Annotated in this window: 17 protein-coding genes; 11 read left to right on the top strand and 6 right to left on the bottom strand. The window is 71.3% G+C overall.

All coding sequences use genetic code 11. The annotated features are described in order from the left end of the window. Positions 1-35 precede the first annotated feature (35 nt). Positions 36-611, top strand: a complete 576-nt coding sequence (dcd, locus tag AC1Z4A_RS14975) for a dCTP deaminase (protein WP_483679226.1) — start codon at positions 36-38, stop codon at positions 609-611. Between the two features lie 43 nt (positions 612-654). Next, complete coding sequence (locus AC1Z4A_RS14970) at positions 655-1,152, top strand: phosphoribosyltransferase (protein ID WP_483679224.1); 498 nt, start codon at positions 655-657, stop codon at positions 1,150-1,152. 85 nt (positions 1,153-1,237) lie between these two features. Here AC1Z4A_RS14970 and AC1Z4A_RS14965 read toward each other — a convergent pair whose 3' ends face one another. Further along, a complete protein-coding gene (locus AC1Z4A_RS14965; protein ID WP_483683601.1) occupies positions 1,238-2,152 on the bottom strand; it encodes a Yip1 family protein in 915 nt (304 codons plus the stop codon). A gap of 228 nt (positions 2,153-2,380) precedes the next feature. Further along, positions 2,381-4,660 carry a (Fe-S)-binding protein gene (locus tag AC1Z4A_RS14960; protein ID WP_483679222.1) on the bottom strand — a complete coding sequence of 760 codons (2,280 nt, stop codon included), beginning with the start codon at positions 4,658-4,660 and terminating at the stop codon, positions 2,381-2,383. Between the two features lie 287 nt (positions 4,661-4,947). Here AC1Z4A_RS14960 and dnaK point away from each other — a divergent pair, with 287 nt between their 5' ends. The 4 genes from dnaK to AC1Z4A_RS14940 are packed head-to-tail and all read left to right on the top strand — an operon-like array spanning position 4,948 to position 9,139. Continuing rightward, a complete protein-coding gene (dnaK, locus tag AC1Z4A_RS14955; RefSeq protein ID WP_483679220.1) occupies positions 4,948-6,801 on the top strand; it encodes a molecular chaperone DnaK in 1,854 nt (617 codons plus the stop codon). Then, entirely contained in the window at positions 6,798-7,454 is a 657-nt protein-coding gene (grpE, locus tag AC1Z4A_RS14950; protein WP_483679218.1) for a nucleotide exchange factor GrpE, read from the top strand. The genes dnaK and grpE overlap by 4 nt, the downstream gene beginning before the upstream one ends. 42 nt (positions 7,455-7,496) lie before the next feature. Next, on the top strand, positions 7,497-8,672 hold the full coding sequence (gene dnaJ, locus AC1Z4A_RS14945) for a molecular chaperone DnaJ (RefSeq protein ID WP_483679216.1): 1,176 nt from the start codon (positions 7,497-7,499) through the stop codon (positions 8,670-8,672). A 5-nt stretch (positions 8,673-8,677) separates the two neighbouring features. After that, complete coding sequence (locus AC1Z4A_RS14940) at positions 8,678-9,139, top strand: heat shock protein transcriptional repressor HspR (RefSeq protein WP_483679214.1); 462 nt, start codon at positions 8,678-8,680, stop codon at positions 9,137-9,139. 90 nt (positions 9,140-9,229) lie between these two features. Here AC1Z4A_RS14940 and AC1Z4A_RS14935 read toward each other — a convergent pair whose 3' ends face one another. Beyond that, entirely contained in the window at positions 9,230-9,736 is a 507-nt protein-coding gene (locus AC1Z4A_RS14935) for a hypothetical protein (RefSeq protein ID WP_483679213.1), read from the bottom strand. Positions 9,737-9,747: 11 nt separating this feature from the next. Further along, positions 9,748-10,152, bottom strand: a complete 405-nt coding sequence (locus AC1Z4A_RS14930; protein WP_483679212.1) for a pyridoxamine 5'-phosphate oxidase family protein — start codon at positions 10,150-10,152, stop codon at positions 9,748-9,750. Between the two features lie 201 nt (positions 10,153-10,353). On the opposite strand from AC1Z4A_RS14930, the gene clpB reads away from it, so the two are divergent. Then, positions 10,354-13,005, top strand: coding sequence for an ATP-dependent chaperone ClpB (clpB, locus tag AC1Z4A_RS14925; RefSeq protein ID WP_483679210.1), 2,652 nt, complete (start codon positions 10,354-10,356; stop codon positions 13,003-13,005). 164 nt (positions 13,006-13,169) lie between these two features. Then, positions 13,170-13,706 carry a YbjN domain-containing protein gene (locus AC1Z4A_RS14920; RefSeq protein WP_483679208.1) on the top strand — a complete coding sequence of 179 codons (537 nt, stop codon included), beginning with the start codon at positions 13,170-13,172 and terminating at the stop codon, positions 13,704-13,706. 25 nt (positions 13,707-13,731) lie between these two features. Here AC1Z4A_RS14920 and AC1Z4A_RS14915 read toward each other — a convergent pair whose 3' ends face one another. Beyond that, complete coding sequence (locus tag AC1Z4A_RS14915) at positions 13,732-14,958, bottom strand: hypothetical protein (protein ID WP_483679207.1); 1,227 nt, start codon at positions 14,956-14,958, stop codon at positions 13,732-13,734. 246 nt (positions 14,959-15,204) lie between these two features. Here AC1Z4A_RS14915 and AC1Z4A_RS14910 point away from each other — a divergent pair, with 246 nt between their 5' ends. The 3 genes from AC1Z4A_RS14910 (at position 15,205) to AC1Z4A_RS14900 (ending at position 18,927) form a co-directional block, all read left to right on the top strand. Next, complete coding sequence (locus tag AC1Z4A_RS14910) at positions 15,205-16,389, top strand: aminotransferase class I/II-fold pyridoxal phosphate-dependent enzyme (RefSeq protein ID WP_483679206.1); 1,185 nt, start codon at positions 15,205-15,207, stop codon at positions 16,387-16,389. Positions 16,390-16,770: 381 nt separating this feature from the next. After that, entirely contained in the window at positions 16,771-17,289 is a 519-nt protein-coding gene (locus AC1Z4A_RS14905; protein WP_483679204.1) for a DUF2617 family protein, read from the top strand. 75 nt (positions 17,290-17,364) lie between these two features. Continuing rightward, the gene (locus AC1Z4A_RS14900; RefSeq protein ID WP_483679202.1) at positions 17,365-18,927 is read left to right on the top strand and encodes a polyamine aminopropyltransferase; all 1,563 of its coding nucleotides are present in this window, start codon (positions 17,365-17,367) and stop codon (positions 18,925-18,927) included. Here the strand turns inward: AC1Z4A_RS14900 and AC1Z4A_RS14895 are convergent. Continuing rightward, on the bottom strand, positions 18,912-19,841 hold the full coding sequence (locus AC1Z4A_RS14895) for a helix-turn-helix domain-containing protein (protein ID WP_483679200.1): 930 nt from the start codon (positions 19,839-19,841) through the stop codon (positions 18,912-18,914). The two genes, AC1Z4A_RS14900 and AC1Z4A_RS14895, sit on opposite strands and share 16 nt — an antisense overlap. Between the last annotated feature and the right edge of the window lie 82 nt (positions 19,842-19,923).

The following is a 19,923-nucleotide window of genomic DNA, read 5'->3' as shown; positions in this document are numbered from 1 at the left end:
TCAGGTTGTCCGTCTTCTCCGCGTACCATCGAGGCGTGCTTCTCTCAGACAAGGACATCCGGGCCGAGATCGATTCCGGCCGAGTCCGGATCGACCCGTACGACGAATCGATGGTCCAGCCGTCGAGCATCGATGTGCGCCTCGACCGCTACTTCAGGGTGTTCGAGAACCACCGGTACCCGCACATCGATCCCGCGGTCGAGCAGGCGGACCTCACGCGCGAGGTGGTGCCGGAGGGCGACGAGGCGTTCATCCTGCACCCGGGCGAGTTCGTGCTGGCCTCGACGTACGAGGTGATCACCCTCCCCGACGACGTCGCCTCGCGGCTGGAGGGCAAGTCCAGCCTCGGCCGGCTCGGTCTGCTGACGCACTCCACGGCGGGCTTCATCGACCCGGGCTTCTCCGGCCACGTGACGCTGGAGCTGTCGAACATGGCCACGCTGCCGATCAAGCTGTGGCCGGGGATGAAGATCGGCCAGCTGTGCATGTTCCGGCTGACCTCCCCCGTCGAGCATCCTTACGGGTCCGCGAAGCACGGTTCCCGCTATCAGGGCCAGCGCGGGCCGACGCCCTCGCGGTCCTTCCAGAATTTCCACCGCACGCAGGTCTGACCGTACGCAGGTCGGACGGACCAGGGAACAGGGCGAAGAGCAAGTGAGCGAGATCCGCGAGAACCTGACCTACCCGATCTTCGGGCAGGCCATCCGTGAGCTGGCACAGACCATCGCGGACGACGGCTACGAGCCGGACATCATCCTGTCGATCGCCCGTGGCGGCGTCTTCGTCGCGGGCGGCCTCGCCTACGCGCTGGACTGCAAGAACATCCACCTGGTGAACGTCGAGTTCTACACCGGTGTGGGCTCCACGCTGGAGATGCCGGTCATGCTGGCCCCGGTGCCGAACGCGATCGACTTCTCCAACAAGAAGGTCCTCATCGCGGACGACGTCGCCGACACCGGCAAGACGCTCAAGCTGGTGCACGACTTCTGCCTGGAGCACGTTGCCGAGGTGCGCAGCGCGGTGATCTACGAGAAGCCGCAGTCGCTGGTCAAGTGCGAGTACGTGTGGAAGCGCACCGACGACTGGATCAACTTCCCGTGGAGCGTCGAGCCCCCGGTGGTGCAGCGCGAGGGCCAGATCCTCGACGCCTGATCCCGCTCCGCAAGCACGGAAAAGCCCTGGTCCCCGCCATCGTGGCGGGGACCAGGGCTTTTCCGTGGCCGGTGCCGCGCGTCCGCTACAGCGTGCCCAGCTTGATCAGCGACAGCAGCGCCACCAGCTGGATGGCCGACGCCCCGAGTGCCCTCGGCCACGGCAGGTCGTGCGACTTGCTCACCATCGAGGTCAGCAGCGCGCCGCCCGCGATCCAGGTGGCCCAGCCGACCACCTGGACGGCCGTGCTGTCGCCGCCCAGGAACATCGCGAGGAACAGCCGGGGCGCGTCCGTGAGCGACATGATCAGCATGGACAGGCCGATCGTCGGCTGCCATATGCCGTCGCCGCCCAGCTGCCGGGCCAGGGTGTGGGTGACCGCGCCGAGGATCAGCCCGGCGAGCACCACGATCACCCCGGTGACCAGCACGGCGGGCAGGGCGTCGGTGAGGGAGGCGTGCAGTACGTCCTTGCGGGCCTTGTCGAAGCCGAAGACGGCGAGCAGGCCGTAGACGAAGGTGACGATCAGCGCCGGGGCCCACACCTGGTGGTCGCGCATCTGCCAGAAGGTGGCCGACGGGCGCAGCACGATGCCGCTCAGCAGGTCCTTCCAGTGCAGCCGCGGGCCGGGCGGCGGTGCCGGCGCGGCGGGGGCGCCGTCGTACGGGCCGTCGTACGAGCCGTAGGCGTCGGGCGCCTCGCCGATGCTGAACTGCTGGGTGCGGCCGGGGTCGCCCGAGGGGCCGCCGTGGTACGGGTCCCGGGCGCCGCCGGGGCCGTACTGGGTGGGCTGCCCGTACTGCCCGTAGCCGGGCTGGGGCTGCGGACGGCCGCCGTCGAAGTACTCCGGCCCGTCGTACCCGCCCGGCTGCTGCTGCCACTGCTGCTGCCCGCCGCCGTGCCCGCCGGGGTACCCGGGCGCACCGCCCTGACCGCCGTAGGGCGCCTGCTGTCCTTGCCGCGCGGAACCGGGGCCCTGGTCGTCCCGTCCGCGTCCCATCCTGAATCCAGCCACGCCTTCGAACGTACCCGTTCCGGGGAGGTCCGGAAGCCAGGCCCGGGTACCGGGGCCCGCCTTTGCGGCTGAGCTGTGACATCCCCTAGGGGGGAGTTCAGGGTGCCGGGGGTGTTTGGGGCCGGGAGTGGCGCAGACGGTTCACGCGCCCACGACGACGGCCGGGCCCCGCGAGTGGTCGCGGGGCCCGGCCGTGTGTCCTTGCGCTGACGGTTACTTCACCGGCTCGGGGTCCGGCTCCGGTGCGTTCGCCGTCTCGCCGTCACCGTTGTTCTCCGGGTCCACCGGGGTCTTGACCGACTCCAGCAGAAGCTGGGCGACGTCGACGACCTGGATGGATTCCTTGGCCTTGCCGCTGTTCTTCTTGCCGTTGACGGAGTCCGTCAGCATGACGAGGCAGAAGGGGCAGGCGGTGGAGACGATGTCGGGGTTGAGCGACAGTGCCTCGTCGACGCGCTCGTCGTTGATGCGCTTGCCGATGCGCTCTTCCATCCACATGCGGGCACCGCCGGCGCCACAGCAGAAGCCGCGCTCCTTGTGACGGTGCATCTCCTCGTTCCGCAGGCCCGGCACCTTGGCGATGATCTCGCGCGGCGGGGTGTAGACCTTGTTGTGGCGGCCCAGGTAGCAGGGGTCGTGATAGGTGATCAGACCCTCGACCGGGGTGACGGGGATCAGCTTGCCCTCGTCGATGAGGTGCTGGAGCAGCTGCGTGTGGTGGATGACCTCGAACTCGCCGCCCAGCTGGGGGTACTCGTTCGCGATCGTGTTGAAGCAGTGCGGGCAGGTCGCGACGATCTTCTTCTTGGACTTCGGCTTCTTCGTGGACTCGTCCTCGGAGTCCTCGCCGAAGGCCATGTTCAGCATCTCGACGTTCTGCTGGCCGAGCTGCTGGAAGAGGAACTCGTTGCCCAGGCGGCGGGCCGAGTCGCCGGTGCAGGCCTCCTCGCCGCCCATGATGGCGAACTTCACGCCCGCCATGTGCAGCAGCTCCGCGAAGGCCTTGGTGGTCTTCTTGGCGCGGTCCTCCAGGGCGCCGGCGCAGCCGACCCAGTAGAGGTAGTCGACCTCGGTGAGGTCCTCGACGTCCTTGCCGACGACGGGGACGGGGAAGTCGACCTCCTTGGTCCACTGCAGGCGCTGCTTCTTGGCCAGGCCCCAGGGGTTGCCCTTCTTCTCCAGGTTCTTGAGCATCGTGCCCGCCTCGGACGGGAAGGCGCTCTCGATCATGACCTGGTAGCGGCGCATGTCGACGATGTGGTCGACGTGCTCGATGTCGACCGGGCACTGCTCGACGCAGGCGCCGCAGGTGGTGCAGGACCACAGGACGTCCGGGTCGATGACGCCGTTCTCCTCCAGCGTGCCGATCAGCGGCCGCTCCGCCTCGGCCAGGGCCGCGGCGGGGACGTTCTTCAGCTGCTCCGCACTGGCCTTCTCCTCGCCCTCCATGGTCTTGCCGCCACCCGCGAGGAGGTACGGGGCCTTGGCGTGGGAGTGGTCGCGCAGCGCCATGATGAGCAGCTTCGGCGACAGCGGCTTGCCGGTGTTCCAGGCGGGGCACTGGGACTGGCAGCGGCCGCACTCGGTGCAGGTGGAGAAGTCCAGCAGGCCCTTCCACGAGAAGTGCTCGATCTGCGAGACGCCGAACTGGTCGTCCTCGCCCGGGTCCTCGAAGTCGATCGGCTTGCCGGCGCTGTACATCGGCGGCAGGGCACCCAGCGCCACGTCGCCGCTGGACTCGCGCTTGAACCAGATGTTCGGGAACGCGAGGAAGCGGTGCCACGCCACGCTCATGTCGATGTTCAGGCTGATGGTGATCGCCCAGATCGTCGTCACGCCGAGCTTGATCATCGCGGCGAGGTAGGTGAGGTTCTGGAGCGTCCCGGTGCTCAGTCCGCGGAAGGCGGCGACCAGCGGGTACGAGGCGAAGTACGCGGCCTCGTAGTGGTCGACGTGCTGGAAGGCGCCCTCCAGGCCCCGCAGGGTCATGATCGCGGCGCCGATGATGAGGACGACGTACTCGACGAAGTACGCCTGCCAGGCGGTGGAGCCCGCGAAGCGCGACTTGCGGCCCGCCCGGGAGGGCAGGTTCAGCAGGCGGATCACGATCAGCACGGCGATGCCGAGGGTCGTCCCGAGCGCGATGAACTCGGTGTAGAGCTCGTACGGCAGCCAGTCGCCGATGATCGGCAGCATCCAGTCGGCCTTGAAGAGCTGGCCGTAGGCGTTGACGATCGTCAGCCCGAGCGTGAGGAAGCCGACGGCCACGAACCAGTGGGCGACGCCGACGACCCCCCACTTGTTCATGCGGGTGTGGCCGACGAACTCCTTGCCCACGGTGATCGTGCGCTTGACGGGCTCGTCGGTGCGGGTGCCGGCCGGGACCTTGGCGCCGAGCATGAAGTAACGGATGAACTGCACGGCGGCCCGCCCGACCAGCGCGGCGGCGACCACTGTGAGGACCAGCGACACGATGATCGCGGCGAGTTGCATGGTGGGGCTCCTCGTCCCTGCGAGAGCTGGTGGAGAGCGAACTATTGAGGATTACTAAGCAGTAACTTATCGGGTCCTCGCCGAGATTACCCAGGATTCAGCGGCCCAAGAACCCGACCGGCCGGTGATCTGTGTCGCGCAGGCAACCCTTCGCCGCCCCTCCCTGTCCGCGAATGAACGTAAGACTGACATAAAAGTTGAGCGGGTCCGACTCAGGTCTGTTGACAGGTTTGGATCGGTACTGCACCCTTGAGTCTGTTCCACTCAAGTCAGCTGGAGGAATCGACATGGCACGTGCGGTCGGCATCGACCTGGGTACGACGAACTCCGTCGTCAGTGTTCTCGAGGGCGGTGAGCCCACCGTCATCACCAACGCCGAGGGCGCCAGGACCACGCCGTCCGTCGTCGCCTTCGCCAAGAACGGCGAGGTGCTGGTCGGCGAGGTCGCCAAGCGCCAGGCCGTGACCAACGTCGACAGGACCATCCGGTCGGTCAAGCGCCACATGGGCACCGACTGGAAGATCAACCTGGACGGCAAGGACTTCAACCCCCAGCAGATCTCCGCCTTCATCCTGCAGAAGCTGAAGCGGGACGCCGAGGCGTACCTGGGTGAGAAGGTCACGGACGCGGTCATCACCGTCCCGGCTTACTTCAACGACTCCGAGCGCCAGGCCACCAAGGAGGCCGGCGAGATCGCGGGTCTGAACGTCCTGCGCATCGTCAACGAGCCCACCGCGGCCGCCCTGGCCTACGGTCTCGACAAGGACGACCAGACCATTCTCGTCTTCGACCTCGGTGGCGGCACCTTCGACGTCTCGCTGCTGGAGATCGGCGACGGCGTCGTCGAGGTCAAGGCCACCAACGGTGACAACCACCTCGGTGGTGACGACTGGGACCAGCGCGTCGTCGACTACCTGGTCAAGCAGTTCGCCAACGGCCACGGCGTCGACCTGTCCAAGGACAAGATGGCGCTCCAGCGTCTGCGCGAGGCCGCCGAGAAGGCGAAGATCGAGCTGTCCTCCTCCACGGAGACCACGATCAACCTGCCGTACATCACGGCGTCCGCCGAGGGCCCGCTGCACCTGGACGAGAAGCTCACCCGCGCCCAGTTCCAGCAGCTGACCGCGGACCTGCTCGAGCGCTGCAAGACCCCGTTCCACAACGTCATCAAGGACGCGGGCATCGCCCTGGGCGAGATCGACCACGTGGTCCTGGTCGGCGGCTCCACCCGCATGCCCGCCGTCGCCGAGCTCGTCAAGGAGCTGACCGGCGGCCGCGAGGCCAACAAGGGCGTCAACCCGGACGAGGTCGTCGCCATCGGCGCCGCCCTGCAGGCCGGTGTCCTCAAGGGTGAGGTCAAGGACGTCCTGCTCCTCGACGTGACCCCGCTGTCCCTCGGCATCGAGACCAAGGGCGGCATCATGACCAAGCTGATCGAGCGCAACACCACGATCCCGACCAAGCGGTCCGAGATCTTCACGACGGCCGAGGACAACCAGCCGTCCGTGCAGATCCAGGTCTACCAGGGCGAGCGCGAGATCGCGGCGTACAACAAGAAGCTCGGCATGTTCGAGCTGACCGGCCTCCCGCCGGCCCCGCGCGGCGTCCCGCAGATCGAGGTCGCCTTCGACATCGACGCCAACGGCATCATGCACGTGACCGCCAAGGACCTGGGCACGGGCAAGGAGCAGAAGATGACCGTCACCGGCGGCTCCTCGCTGCCGAAGGACGAGGTCGACCGCATGCGCCAGGAGGCCGAGCAGTACGCGGAGGAGGACCACAAGCGCCGCGAGGCCGCCGAGACCCGCAACCAGGGCGAGCAGCTCGTCTACCAGACGGAGAAGTTCCTCAAGGACAACGAGGACAAGGTCCCGGCCGAGGTGAAGACCGAGGTCGAGACGGCCGTCGCCGAGCTGAAGGAGAAGCTCAAGGGCGAGGACTCGGCCGAGATCCGCACCGCGACCGAGAAGGTCGCCGCGGTCAGCCAGAAGCTGGGCCAGGCCATGTACGCCGACGCCCAGGCCGCGCAGGGCGCTGCCGCCGGTGCCGGTGCTGCGGGCCAGCAGGCCAAGGCCGAGGACGACGTCGTGGACGCCGAGATCGTGGACGACGAGAAGCCGAAGGGTGGTGCGTCGGCGTGACGGAGGAGACCCCGGGCTTCGACGACAACGAGAAGCCTGAAGGCCCCTCCGACGCCACCACCCCCGACGACGCGGCAAAGGCCGCCGGGTCCGCCGACAAGGCGGGCCCGGCCGGTCCGGCCCAGACGGGCGAGGAACTCGTCGAGGTAGGCCTCCAGGCACAGCTGGACCAGGCCCAGGCTGCGCTCAACGAGCGCACCGCGGACCTCCAGCGGCTCCAGGCCGAGTACCAGAACTACCGTCGCCGCGTGGAGCGGGACCGGGCCACGGTCAAGGAGATCGCCGTCGCGAACCTCCTGTCCGAGCTGCTCGCGACGCTCGACGACATCGGCCGCGCCCGTGACCACGGCGAGCTGGTCGGCGGCTTCAAGTCCGTCGCCGAGTCGCTGGAGACGGTCGTGGCCAAGATGGGCCTGCAGCAGTTCGGCAAGGAGGGCGAGCCCTTCGACCCGCTGGTGCACGAGGCCCTGATGCACAGCTACGCGCCCGACGTCACCGAGACCACGTGCGTGCAGATTCTGCAGCCGGGGTACCGGATCGGCGAGCGTACGATCCGCCCGGCGCGGGTCGCCGTCGCCGAGCCGCAGCCGGGCGCGAGCCCGAAGGCGGAAGAGGCGTCGGACGAGGAGAGCGCCGGCCCCGAAGAGGGCTGACGCCATGGCTGACCGGAAGGACCGGGAGGAGGGACGTCGGGGATGAGCCTGAGCAGGGACTTGCTGGAGAAGGACCTCTACAAGGTCCTCGGCGTGCCCAAGGACGCCACCGAGGCGGAGATCAAGAAGGCGTACCGGAAGCTCGCCCGCGAGTTCCATCCGGACGCCAACAAGGGCGACGCCTCGGCCGAGGAGCGCTTCAAGGAGATCTCCGAGGCGAATGACGTCCTGGCCGACTCCAAGCGCCGCAAGGAGTACGACGAGGCGCGCGCCCTGTTCGGCAACGGCGGCTTCCGTCCGGGGCCGGGCGGCGGCGGGTCCTTCAACTTCGACCTGGGCGACCTCTTCGGGGGCGCCCAGGGCGGAGCCGGGGCCGGGGCCGGCGGCTTCGGCGGGGGCCTGGGCGACGTCTTCGGCGGTCTCTTCAACCGGGGTGCGGGCACCCGCACCCAGCCGCGGCGCGGCCAGGACATCGAGTCCGAGGTGACGCTCAGCTTCGCCGAGGCGGTGGAGGGCGCCACCGTGCCCCTGCGCATGTCCTCCTCGGCGGCCTGCAAGGCGTGCTCGGGCACGGGCGACAAAAACGGTACGCCTCGGGTCTGCCCGACCTGCGTCGGCACCGGCCAGGTATCCCGCGGGGCGGGCGGCGGCTTCTCGCTGACCGACCCCTGCCCCGACTGCCGGGGCCGCGGGCTCATCCCCGAGAACCCCTGCGACGTCTGCCACGGCAGCGGGCGCGCCAAGTCCTCCCGCACCATGCAGGTCCGCATCCCGGCCGGCGTCTCCGACGGGCAGCGGATCCGGCTGCGCGGCAAGGGTGCACCGGGCGAGCGCGGCGGGCCCAGCGGCGACCTCTACGTCGTCGTGCACGTCGGCTCGCACCCGGTCTTCGGGCGCAAGGACGACAACCTCACCGTCACCGTGCCCGTCACCTTCGTGGAGGCGGCGCTCGGCGGCGAGGTCCGGGTGCCCACGCTGGGCGGCCCGCCGGTCACCCTCAAGCTGCCGCCGGGCACGCCCAACGGCCGGACGATGCGGGCCCGGGGCAAGGGCGCCGTGCGCAAGGACGGCACCCGCGGCGACCTCCTCGTGACGGTCGAGGTGGCCGTGCCCACGGACCTGGGCGACAAGGCCCGGGAGGCCCTGGAGACCTATCGCGAGGCCACGGCGGGTGAGGACCCGCGGGCGGAGTTGTTCGAAGCCGCGAAGGGAGCGTGACCCCCATGGAAGGCGCCGGACGCCGACGCAATCCGTACTACGAGCTGACCGACGAGTCGCCGGTCTACGTCATCTCGGTCGCGGCCCAGCTGTCGGGTCTGCACCCGCAGACCCTGCGGCAGTACGACCGCCTCGGCCTGGTCTCCCCCGACCGCACGGCCGGGCGCGGCCGGCGCTACTCGGCACGCGACATCGAGCTGCTCCGCCAGGTGCAGCAGCTGAGCCAGGACGAGGGCATCAACCTGGCCGGCATCAAGCGCATCATCGAGCTGGAGAACCAGGTGGCCGCGCTCAAGGCGCGCGTCGCCGAGCTGCAGGCCTCGGTGGAGGGCGCGGCCACGGCCATGCGCCAGGCGGAGGCCGCCGTCCACGCCTCGTACCGCCGGGATCTGGTCCCGTACCAGGACGTCCAGCAGGCGAGCGCGCTGGTGGTGTGGCGGCCCAAGCGGGAGCAGAAGAAGCACTGAGGCCGCGGCCCGCGGGACGACGAAGGCCCGTCACCCACCCGGGTGGCGGGCCTTCGCGCTGCCGGAGGCGCCGGCGCGCCGGGGGATCGGCTAGGGGATCACCACGTCCAGGGCCATGTCGACGGCCTCTCCGGCGAACTCCCGCCACACAGCCGCCGCGCCCGTGCCGAACGCGGCGGCGAGTGCGTAGCCGAGGGCGGCGTCGCGGGGGCCGACGGGTGCGTCCTTGTGCCAGTCGGCGCTCACGACGCCGTTGCCCGGGCAGGTGAACTCCCCGAGCACGCGGTCGTCCTTCAGCAGCCGGCTCTTCTTCTTCGTGCAGGGCACGAGCCGGTACACGGCATCCGGGCACTGGACGTCGACCGTGTAGGAGCGGCGGGTCAGGCGGGCCTTGTGCGGCAGGACGGTGGCGGGGGTGCCGTCCACGGTGACGGCGAGCCGCTTGGGGTCGCGGGTGCCGATGGGGACGGAGTCCACGCGCTTGCCGCCCGTGCGGCGCAGGGTGACCGTCGGGACGGCCGGGCCGGACACGGCGAGGTGGCCGGCGTCGTGGTCGAACCGGACGGCTAAGGGGCCGTACAGGGAGTCGTCGGTCAACGTCGTTCCTCTCAGCCGCGGCCCAGCGCCCGTGTCACCGTGATCTCTATCAGGACGCGGTCCGGGTTCGCCGAGGGCACCCGCCCGTACCGCTCCGCGTAGCGGCGTACGGCATCGGCCACCGCGTCCGCCTCCGTGCGGACGGCGGCGCGGCCCTCGAGCGTGGCCCAGCGCTTGCCCTGGTGCTGGGCGACCGCGACCCGGGCGCCGCCCGGGCCGGCGGCCTGGACGTTGGCGACCTTGCGGCTGCTCTTGTTGCAGATGACCCGCGCGGTGCGGGTGGCCGGGTCGTAGGTGACGCCGACGGGCACGACGTGCGGGGAGCCGTCGGGGCGCAGGGTGGTGAGCGTGCAGATGTGCCGCTCCTGCCAGAAGGCGAGGTAGGCGGGGTCGAGGTCGTCGAGGTCGTGGGCCATGCCGGTCAGGTTAGGTCAGTGCCGCCGCCGAGGGGCGCGGTCCCCCGGGGCGTCGGACCATGGTCGAAGCGGGGGGTCCCGTACTTTTCGGGCGGAGGGGCTGCGTCCCCAGGGTTGAGTGGAATAGACTCAACTTATTGCAGGTTGCCTCAAGCAAGACCGGCATATGAGCACTGTGAGCACGAGGAGGAGCCCGACGCCGTGGATGCCGAGCTGACCAACAAGAGCCGGGAGGCGCTGAGCGCCGCCAACGACCGGGCCGTGTCGGCCGGGCACGCCGATATGACGCCCGCCCACCTGCTGCTGGCCCTGCTCGCCGGGCAGGACAACGAGAACGTGATGGACCTCCTGGCCGCCGTCGAGGCCGATGCCGCCGCCCTGCGGTCGGGGGCCGAGCGGCTGCTGGCGGGGCTGCCGAGCGTGCAGGGATCCACCGTGGCGCCGCCGCAGCCCAACCGGGAACTGATGGCGGTCCTCGCGGACGCCGCCGAGCGGGCCCGCGAGCTGGGCGACGAGTACCTCTCCACCGAGCACCTGCTCATGGGCCTCGCCGCAAAGGGCGGGCGCACCGGCGAGCTGCTGGACCAGCAGGGCGCCTCCGCCCGGAAGCTGCTCGCCGCCTTCGAGAAGGTGCGCGGCGGCCAGCGGGTGACCACGCCGGACCCGGAGGGCACGTACAAGGCGCTGGAGAAGTTCGGCACGGACTTCACGGCCGCGGCCAGGGACGGCAAGCTCGACCCCGTCATCGGGCGGGACCACGAGATCCGCCGCGTGGTGCAGGTCCTCTCCCGGCGGACGAAGAACAACCCCGTGCTCATCGGCGAGCCCGGCGTCGGCAAGACGGCCGTCGTCGAGGGGCTCGCCCAGCGGATAGTGAAGGGCGACGTCCCCGAGTCGCTGAAGAACAAGCGGCTGGTCGCGCTCGACCTCGGCGCGATGGTCGCGGGCGCGAAGTACCGGGGCGAGTTCGAGGAGCGGCTGAAGACGGTCCTTGCCGAGATCAAGGCCAGCGACGGCCAGATCATCACCTTCATCGACGAGCTGCACACCGTCGTGGGCGCCGGGGCCGGCGGTGACTCCGCCATGGACGCCGGGAACATGCTCAAGCCCATGCTCGCCCGCGGCGAGCTGCGCATGGTCGGCGCGACCACGCTCGACGAGTACCGCGAGCGGATCGAGAAGGACCCCGCCCTGGAGCGCCGCTTCCAGCAGGTCATGGTCGCCGAGCCCTCCGTGGAGGACACGATCGCGATCCTCCGCGGCCTCAAGGGGCGCTACGAGGCCCACCACAAGGTGCAGATCGCGGACTCGGCGCTGGTCGCCGCCGCCACCCTCTCCGACCGCTACATCACCTCCCGCTTCCTGCCCGACAAGGCCATCGACCTGGTCGACGAGGCCGCCTCCCGGCTGCGCATGGAGATCGACTCCTCGCCCGTGGAGATCGACGAGCTGCAGCGCGCGGTGGACCGGCTGAAGATGGAGGAGCTGGCCCTGCGCAACGAGTCCGACGAGGCCGCCAAGGAGCGGCTCGCCAAGCTGCGCCGCGACCTCGCCGACAAGGAGGAGGAGCTGCGCGGTCTCACCGCCCGCTGGGAGAAGGAGAAGCAGTCCCTCAACCGGGTCGGCGAGCTGAAGGAGCGCCTCGACGACCTGCGCGTCCAGGCCGAGCGCGCCCAGCGCGACGGCGACTTCGACACCGCCTCCAAGCTGCTCTACGGCGAGATCCCCGGCGTGGAGCGGGAGCTGGAGGAGGCCGCCCGGGCGGAGGCCGAGGCCGAGCAGGAGGCCGCGGCCAAAGACCTCATGGTCAAGGAGGAGGTCGGGCCGGACGACATCGCCGACGTCGTCGCCTCCTGGACGGGCATCCCCGCCGGCCGCCTGCTGGAGGGCGAGACGCAGAAGCTGCTGCGCATGGAGGACGAGCTGGGCAAGCGGCTGATCGGGCAGGCCGAGGCGGTCCGGGCCGTGTCCGACGCGGTGCGGCGCTCGCGGGCCGGGATCGCCGACCCCGACCGGCCGACGGGCTCGTTCCTCTTCCTCGGCCCGACCGGCGTCGGCAAGACCGAGCTGGCCAAGGCGCTCGCCGACTTCCTCTTCGACGACGAGCGGGCCATGGTCCGCATCGACATGAGCGAGTACAGCGAGAAGCACTCCGTCGCCCGGCTGGTCGGCGCCCCGCCCGGCTACGTCGGTTACGAGGAGGGCGGCCAGCTGACCGAGGCGGTGCGCCGCCGCCCGTACACCGTGGTGCTGCTGGACGAGGTGGAGAAGGCCCACCACGAGGTCTTCGACATCCTGCTCCAGGTCCTGGACGACGGCCGGCTCACCGACGGCCAGGGGCGGACGGTCGACTTCCGCAACACCATCCTCATCCTGACCTCCAACCTCGGCTCGACCTTCCTGGTCGACCCGCTGCTGAAGGAGGAGCAGAAGAAGGAGCGGGTCCTGGAGACGGTCCGGGCCGCCTTCCGCCCGGAGTTCCTCAACCGGCTGGACGACGTGGTGGTCTTCCACCCGCTCGGCACCGAGCAGCTGGAGCGGATCGCCCGTATTCAGATCGGCCATCTCCAGCGCCGCCTCGCCGACCGCCGGCTCACCCTGGAGGTCACGGACGCGGCCCTGGCCTGGCTGGCCACGCTGGGCCACGCCCCGGAGGCGGAGGGCGGCGCCGCGCCGGACCTCAGCTACGGCGCCCGGCCGCTGCGCCGCCTCGTCCAGACCGCCATCGGCGATCAGCTGGCCCGGGCGATCCTGGCCGGGGAGGTCCGCGACGGCGACACGGTCCGCGTGGACCGGGTGCCCGGCCCTGGCGAGGGCCTGTCGGTCACGGCGGCCGAGAAGCAGCCCGCCTGAGCGGTCGGCCTCCGGGAGGCGGCACACGGCTCCCAGAGGCCCGTCGCACGGGGCGGCAACCGGCCCAAGCGGGTCCCCGGGCGGATCACCTCTGCGCGAGGGGGTTGCGGCCCGGGGGCCGGTGTGAGGGAGGATGGCCGCATACCGTACGAAGGGAAGAACCGGTGAGCATCGACCCGTCCTCGATTCCGAATTTCGGGGGCCAGCCCGAACCGCAGCCTGAGGCGGGCCCGACCGGCCCCGTCATCCCCGACCAGGACCTGGTCAAGCAGCTCCTCGAGCAGATGGAGCTGAAATACGTGGTGGACGACGAGGGCGACCTCGCCGCCCCGTGGGAGCAGTTCCGCACGTACTTCATGTTCCGCGGCGAGGAGGAGCAGCAGGTCTTCTCGGTGCGGACGTTCTACGACCGTCCGCACGGCATCGACGAGAAGACCAAGCTTCTCGAGGTCATCGACGACTGGAACCGCCGCACCCTGTGGCCCAAGGTCTACACCCACACCCACGACGACGGCACCGTCCGCCTGATCGGCGAGGCCCAGATGCTGATCGGCGTCGGGGTGTCGCTGGAGCACTTCGTGTCCAGCACCGTCAGCTGGGTGCGGGCCTCGATCGAGTTCGACAAGTGGCTGGTCGAGCAGCTGGGCCTGGAGGCCGAGATCGAGGGCGACGGCGAGGACAAGCCGGACGACGAGGCATAAGGCCTGCCCGGGTCCCCCGCGGGACTCACATCGGGACCCTGGCCACCGTCAGCAGGTACGTCCCGTAGAAGAACGACAGCCCGGCCAGCGCACCCGCCGTCACGGCGACCGTGCGCGGCCGGGCTTTCGCCATCGCCAGCGCCGCCGGGAGCAGCAGCGGGAAGGCCGGCAGCAGGAAGCGCGGCTTGGAGGCGAAGTAGCTGGAGCCGCCCACCGCGATGACCGTCAGCACCAGCGTGTACACCAGCAGCACGGCCGGCGGGCGGTCCAGGACCAGGCAGACCAGCGCCACCAGGGCCACGCCGAGGACCCACACCGTCGCGTAGTACGCCAGCGAGTCGTGCGCGGTGATCAGGTGGCGGACGAACCGCAGCGCGTCCAGCCCGAAGTCGAAGCGCGAGCCCCACAGCCGCTGCACGTGGAAGTAGCCGAGCGGCCCGCCCCCCGAGTGGATCCCGGCCCACAGCACATAGCCGGCCCAGCCCAGCGGCGCCACGGCCGCGCCCGTCCACACCCGCCAGTCCCGGCGGGCCTGGGGGTCCCGCCACAGCGTGAGCGCGGCCGTACCGCAGACGGCCGCCGCCACGGCGATGGCGTTGGGCCGGGAGAGCCCGGCCAGCAGGGCCAGCCCCCCGGCCCACAGCCGCCGCCCCGTGAGCACGGCGTAGAGGGCCCACGCGGCGAGGGCGGTCATCAGGGACTCCGTGTACGCCATGGTCTGCACGATCGCGTGCGGCAGCAGCCCCCACAGCAGCACCAGCAGCGTCCCCACCCGGCGGCCGTGCAGCCGCTCGCCCACCGCGTAGATGCCCCAGGCCGCGGCGCCGGCCGAGAACCAGGCGACGAGCAGGCCCGCGCTGACGACGGTCAGCGGCAGCACGGTGGCCACGGCCCGCACCAGCCCGGGGAAGAGCGGGAAGAACGCCAGGTCGTTGAAGATCACCCCGCGGGTGGTGGGCGAGGGCAGGATCAGCCCGTAGCCGTGGCGGGCGATGCCCGCGTACCAGATGCCGTCCCAGAGGTGGCCCAGCAGCGTGCGCGGGTGCTTGCCGATCCACCAGGCCCAGGCGGCCATGGCCGTCATGCCGGTCAGCCGTGCGGCGGCGTACAGACCCAGCGCGGGCAGGGCCCGGCGCAGTGCCTCCCGTACCCGGTCCACGCGGCCGGAGGGCCGGCGGGAGCCCGGGGCGCGGCGGGGCTCGGGGGTGCGTAGCGGCGCTGCGTCGCTGTGAACGGCCGGTCCGGCGGACACGGGGCACCTCCGGTGCTGGTACGGGGCACTTCGGGACTGCTAACCGACGATGCGGCCCCCGTCTCGCGCGCGCGGCAAGGAACGCCCGGAAGCCACGCGGCTTCCACCCGCTCGGGCGCACGCCGGAGTGCGTCCGGGCGCCCGGACGGCCGGTGGAGCGGTTCCGTGCGCGCACGGCGCGACCCCGCCTAAGGTGAGCCCGATCGGCTGAACTGATGGTGGACAGAGGGGAAGGCGGGAGCGGGGATGACCAGCGGAGAGTGGGGCCCGGCGGCGCGGGTGCGGGGGATGGGCACCTCGGTCTTCACGGAGATGACCGAGCTGGCGCGCAGCACGGGGGCGGTCAACCTGGGGCAGGGGGTGCCCGAGCTGGACGGGCCCGCCCCGCTGCTGCGGGAGGCGGCGGAGGCGGTGCTCGGGGGCGCCAACCAGTACCCGCCCGCCTACGGCTTCCCGGCGCTGCGCGAGGCCGTCGCGGAGCACCAGCGCCGCCGGTACGGGCTGGACTACGTGCCGCAGGGCGAGGTGCTGGTGACCACGGGGGCCACCGAGGCGCTGGCGGCGGCGCTGCTGGCGCTGTGCGACCCGGGGGACGAGGTGATCGCCTTCGACCCCTGCTACGACGCCTATCCGGCCGGGGCCCGGCTGGCGGGCGCCCGGCTGGTGCCCGTGCCGCTGGCGGAGGACGCGACCGCCGAGGGGTCGGGCTTCGTGCTGGACGCGGACGCGCTGCGGGCCGCCGTCACCCCGCGCACCCGGGTCCTGCTGCTCAACACCCCGCACAATCCCACCGGCAAGGTGTTCACGGCCGCGGAGCTGGCCGAGGTGGCGGAGGTCTGCCGGGAGCACGACCTGACGGTGGTGACCGACGAGGTGTACGAGCACCTGGTCTACGACGGCGGGGTGCACCGGACCATCGCCGCTCTGCCGGGGATGCGGGAGCGGACGCTCACGATCTCCTCGGCGGGCAAGACCTTCAACGTCACCGGCTGGAAGGTGGGCTGGGTGTGCGGGCCGGTGCGGCTGGTGGGGGCGGTGGCGGCGGCGAAGCAGTTCCTCACCTACGCCTCGGGGACGCCGTACCAGGAGGCGCTCGCGCGGGCACTGGGGGGCGTGGAGGAGTGGGCCGCAGAGCTGCGGCGGACGCTGCGGCGCAACCGGGACCTGCTGAGCGAGGGGCTTGCGCGGGCCGGTTTGCGGCCCTATCGCGCGGAAGCCGGTTATTTCGTACAGGCCGACATCCGCGCGTGGGGGCACTCGGACGGCGTGCGATTCTGCCGTGAACTCCCTTTGCGCGCCGGGGTGGTGGCCATTCCCACATCCGCCTTCATGTTGCGCCCGGACGCCCCGTCCTATCTGGTGCGTTTCTCCTTCTGCAAGACCGAGAAGTCGGTGACGGAGGCCGTGGAGAAGCTCGTAAGCGCGGCCTGAACAGCGGACTTGCAAGCGGCTCATGCTTGACCGCATATGCGTCCGGCGGATGTTCGGTATCCGCCGGACGCCGGTCTGTTGAACATTTGAACTGTATGGCCCTCGCGTGGATGGAAAGTTGCAGATGATGGGTAAAACCGCTGTGGGCGCCGCTCATTCGTGATTCCCTCTCTTTCAGAGCCACGTTGAGAGACAACTCCTCGGAATCCCCTGAAGTCCGGAATCGCATCCACCGGTACGGCGCGGTCCGCCGGTATGGAACGAACGGAAGAACGGAGCCAGGAGCCTCGAATGTGGGCATGAGCCGGCGCACTCGAAAGGAAGCCCACCCTCCTGGGAGCGGGCCGGCCCACCCTCCACTGCCGCTCGCGGAGCCGACCCATGCTCACCACCCTCAAGACCACCTACACCGATACCCGCGCCGCCGACCTCGCCTGGTGTCTGGGGAAGGACCCCCTCCCGGCCCTGGCGGTCCTCGACCTCCGACTCGAGGGCGCGGCCGTGCAGTTGCGCCTGCTGGGCGCCTCTCACCAGGTCATACTCGAAGAGGAGAGCGGAGTCTGCTCGGAGACGGTCGCCTGCATACCCGGCAGCCAGACCCCGCTGCCCCTCGGCGTGGCCAAGCGCGTCGGCGCCTGGGAGTACGAGTTCGCCGCCCGCGTCGAGACCCTCTCGCGCTGCTCCTTCGCAGGCCGGGCACAGGAGTTGCTGGCCCTGGTCGCCGAGCACCCGCAGGGCCTGGCCGGAACGTTTCCCGGCAGCCCGCACGCGTTCACCGCGCTCCTCGCCCAGCGCTGCGACGGCCAGGTCGGCTGGCGCACCTGGCACGCGTATCCCCAGGAGGGACGGCTGGTCGCCACCCGGACCCGGGTCGGCGTCAGAGCGGCTGCGCCCCTCTGACGGTCACCCAGAGGCATGAGCATTAAACCCGTGTGGGTGACAAGGGGGTGCTGGCTCGTGACGTAGCGTTCCGGCATGGTCCCCCGCCCGGTCTCGGCGCGGCTGCCCGTACCGGCCGGGCTCGGCCGCCTCCTCGTTCTCGGCACGGTCTTCGTCTGCGCCGCCTGCGGGCTGGTGTACGAGCTGGAACTGGTCGCCCTGGCCTCCTACTTGATCGGCGACTCCGTCACCCAGGCGTCCGTCGTCCTCTCCGTGATGGTCTTCGCCATGGGCGTCGGCTCGCTGCTCGCCAAGCGCCTGCGCGGCCGGGCGGCGCTCGGCTTCGCCGCGGTCGAGGCGGTGCTCGCGCTGACCGGCGGCATGTCCGCCATGGCGCTCTACGCCTGCTTCGCCTGGTACGGGCAGGCCCGCCCGGCCCTGGTGGGCTTCTCGCTGGCGATCGGGGTGCTGACCGGGGCCGAGGTGCCGCTGCTGATGACCCTCATCCAGCGCATCCGCCGCCAGGACGCGGGCGGTGCGGTCGCGGACCTCTTCGCCGCCGACTACGTGGGTGCGCTGGTCGGCGGGCTCGCCTTCCCCTTCCTGCTGCTGCCCGTGCTGGGGCAGCTGACGGGCGCCCTGCTGACCGGGGCGATCAACGCCGTGGCGGGCGGGGCGCTGGTGCTCTGGCTCTTCCGCCGCGACCTGAGCGCCCGGGCGCGCTGGCTGCTCATCGCCGCCAACGCCCTGGTGCTGGTGCTGCTGGCCGTCTGCTCGGTGCTCACCGGCCCGTTCGAGCGGGCGGCGCGGCAGGCCGTGTACGGGGCGGACGTCCGGGTGGCCGTGCAGACGGACGTGCAGGAGGTCGTGCTCACCGGGGGCGGGGGGAGCGGGCAGCCGCTCTCCCTCTTCCTGGACGGGCGGCTGAGGGTCAGCGGGGGCGACGCGTTCCGCTACCACGAGGCGCTCGTCCACCCCGCCATGGCCGGCCCGCACCGCCGGGTTCTCGTCCTCGGCGGCGGCGACGGCCTCGCCGTGCGCGAGGTGCTGCGCTACGCGGACGTCGCCTCGGTGACCGTCGTCGAGCAGGACGCCGCCGTGCTGCGGCTGGCCCGCACCGACCGGGACCTCATGGCCCTCAACGGCGACGCCTACCGGGACCCGCGCGTCCGGGTCGTCGCCGCGGACGCGTTCGACTGGCTGCGCTCGCCGCACGGCCAGCTCGAGGGCCCGTACGACGTGGTGATCTCCGACCTGCCCGACCCCGGCGTCACCCCCAGCGCCAAGCTCTACTCTCAGGAGTTCTACGGGCTGGTGACCCGCTTCCTCGCCCCCGGCGGGCGCATGGCCGTCCACGGCGGCGATCTCGGCACCCGCCCGCACACGTTCTGGACCGTGGACGCCACGGTCCGCTCCGTGGGGCTGCACACCGCGCCCTACCGGGTCCTGACCGGGCCCGGCCACGGGGGCCGCCAGGAGGGCTGGGGCCTGCTGCTGGCTTCCCGCACGCCTGTGGTGCTGCGGCTGCCCGCCGTGCGGCCGGAGCTGCAGTCCCTGACGCCGGCGCGGCTGCGGGCGGACGGCCGGGCCGCGGACCGGTGCCGGCGGCAGGGGCTGCTGCCGTCGACGCTGATGCACCCCCGCTACGGGGAGCCCTGACGCCCCGCGGCCGGATCCCCGTGCCGGCAGCTGCGGCGGAAGGCGCCCGGGGACAGGCCCTCGCGCTGCTGGAAGAACTTCGAGAAGTTGGCGGCGTCGTCGAAGCCCAGGTGCTCGGTGATCCGGGCGGCGGGCAGGTCGCTGTGCGCGAGCAGCCGCTTGGCCTCCAGCATGATCCGGCAGTCGAGGAACTCCTTGGCCCCCACCCCGGCCGCCGCCTGCGTGGCGCGCGAGAGCGTGCGCGGCGAGTAGCCGAGCGCACGGGCGTAGTCGGCGACCCGGTGGCAGGTGGCGAAGTCCCGCTCGACGGCCGCGCGGAAGCGGAGGAACGGCTCGGCGGGCGCGGGGACCGGGCTGCCCGCCGGGACGGCGAGGTGGGTCAGGCGCAGCACCAGGACGGACAGCAGGTGCCGCAGGACGTCCGCGTGGATGCCCGCCGGGAGCGCGGTGCTGCCGGTGCGGTAGTCGGTGGCCAGGTGCCGCACGGCGCAGAAGACGGCCTCCCGGTCCGCGCCCACCGGCTGCCACAGCACCGGCCGGAAGGGGGCGTCGGCCATGGCCGCCTCACTCGTGCCTCTTGGCAGGAAGCCGGGCTGTACGAGGACGACGGTGCCTTCGATCCCGGCGACCTCGCCGAAGCGCTGGACCTGTCCGGGGCGGACCCACAGGAGGGAGCCCGGCCCGAGGGGGAGGTCCGTGAAGTCCACGGTGTGCACGGCGGACCCGGAGTCGACGGCGACGATCTGGTGGAAGCGCAGCCGCTGGGGCGTGGCCAGCAGCCCCTCGGGCGCGCGCTCGCGCAGCTCGGCGAGCGTCATCACCTCCACGCCCGCGGGGGCGCCGGGCGGGGCCGCGTAGCCGAGGTCGAGGATCTCGGTGCCGCCATCGGGGCCGTCATGTCGCTTTTTCACCATACGGAGACGCGAGCCTACCTCGTCGGGCACGGGCGCCGGGCTTAGCGTGGAGAACTGGTACGGACCGGCGGATTCCCGCCGC

The sequence above is a fragment of the Streptomyces sp. 17_S59 genome, from assembly GCF_056930295.1.
Note: the sequence above shows the minus strand (reverse complement) of the source record. Positions and strands in the feature narration are given on the sequence as shown.

Coding starts and splice junctions, on each gene's coding strand:
- AC1Z4A_RS14940 (WP_483679214.1), top strand. CDS start 8,678: ATGGAAGGCGCCGGACGCCGACGCAATCCGTACTACGAGCTGACCGAC.
- AC1Z4A_RS14910 (WP_483679206.1), top strand. CDS start 15,205: ATGACCAGCGGAGAGTGGGGCCCGGCGGCGCGGGTGCGGGGGATGGGC.
- dnaJ (WP_483679216.1), top strand. CDS start 7,497: ATGAGCCTGAGCAGGGACTTGCTGGAGAAGGACCTCTACAAGGTCCTC.
- AC1Z4A_RS14965 (WP_483683601.1), bottom strand. CDS start 2,152: ATGGGACGCGGACGGGACGACCAGGGCCCCGGTTCCGCGCGGCAAGGA.
- AC1Z4A_RS14905 (WP_483679204.1), top strand. CDS start 16,771: ATGCTCACCACCCTCAAGACCACCTACACCGATACCCGCGCCGCCGAC.
- AC1Z4A_RS14930 (WP_483679212.1), bottom strand. CDS start 10,152: ATGGCCCACGACCTCGACGACCTCGACCCCGCCTACCTCGCCTTCTGG.
- AC1Z4A_RS14895 (WP_483679200.1), bottom strand. CDS start 19,841: ATGGTGAAAAAGCGACATGACGGCCCCGATGGCGGCACCGAGATCCTC.
- AC1Z4A_RS14960 (WP_483679222.1), bottom strand. CDS start 4,660: ATGCAACTCGCCGCGATCATCGTGTCGCTGGTCCTCACAGTGGTCGCC.
- dnaK (WP_483679220.1), top strand. CDS start 4,948: ATGGCACGTGCGGTCGGCATCGACCTGGGTACGACGAACTCCGTCGTC.
- AC1Z4A_RS14900 (WP_483679202.1), top strand. CDS start 17,365: ATGGTCCCCCGCCCGGTCTCGGCGCGGCTGCCCGTACCGGCCGGGCTC.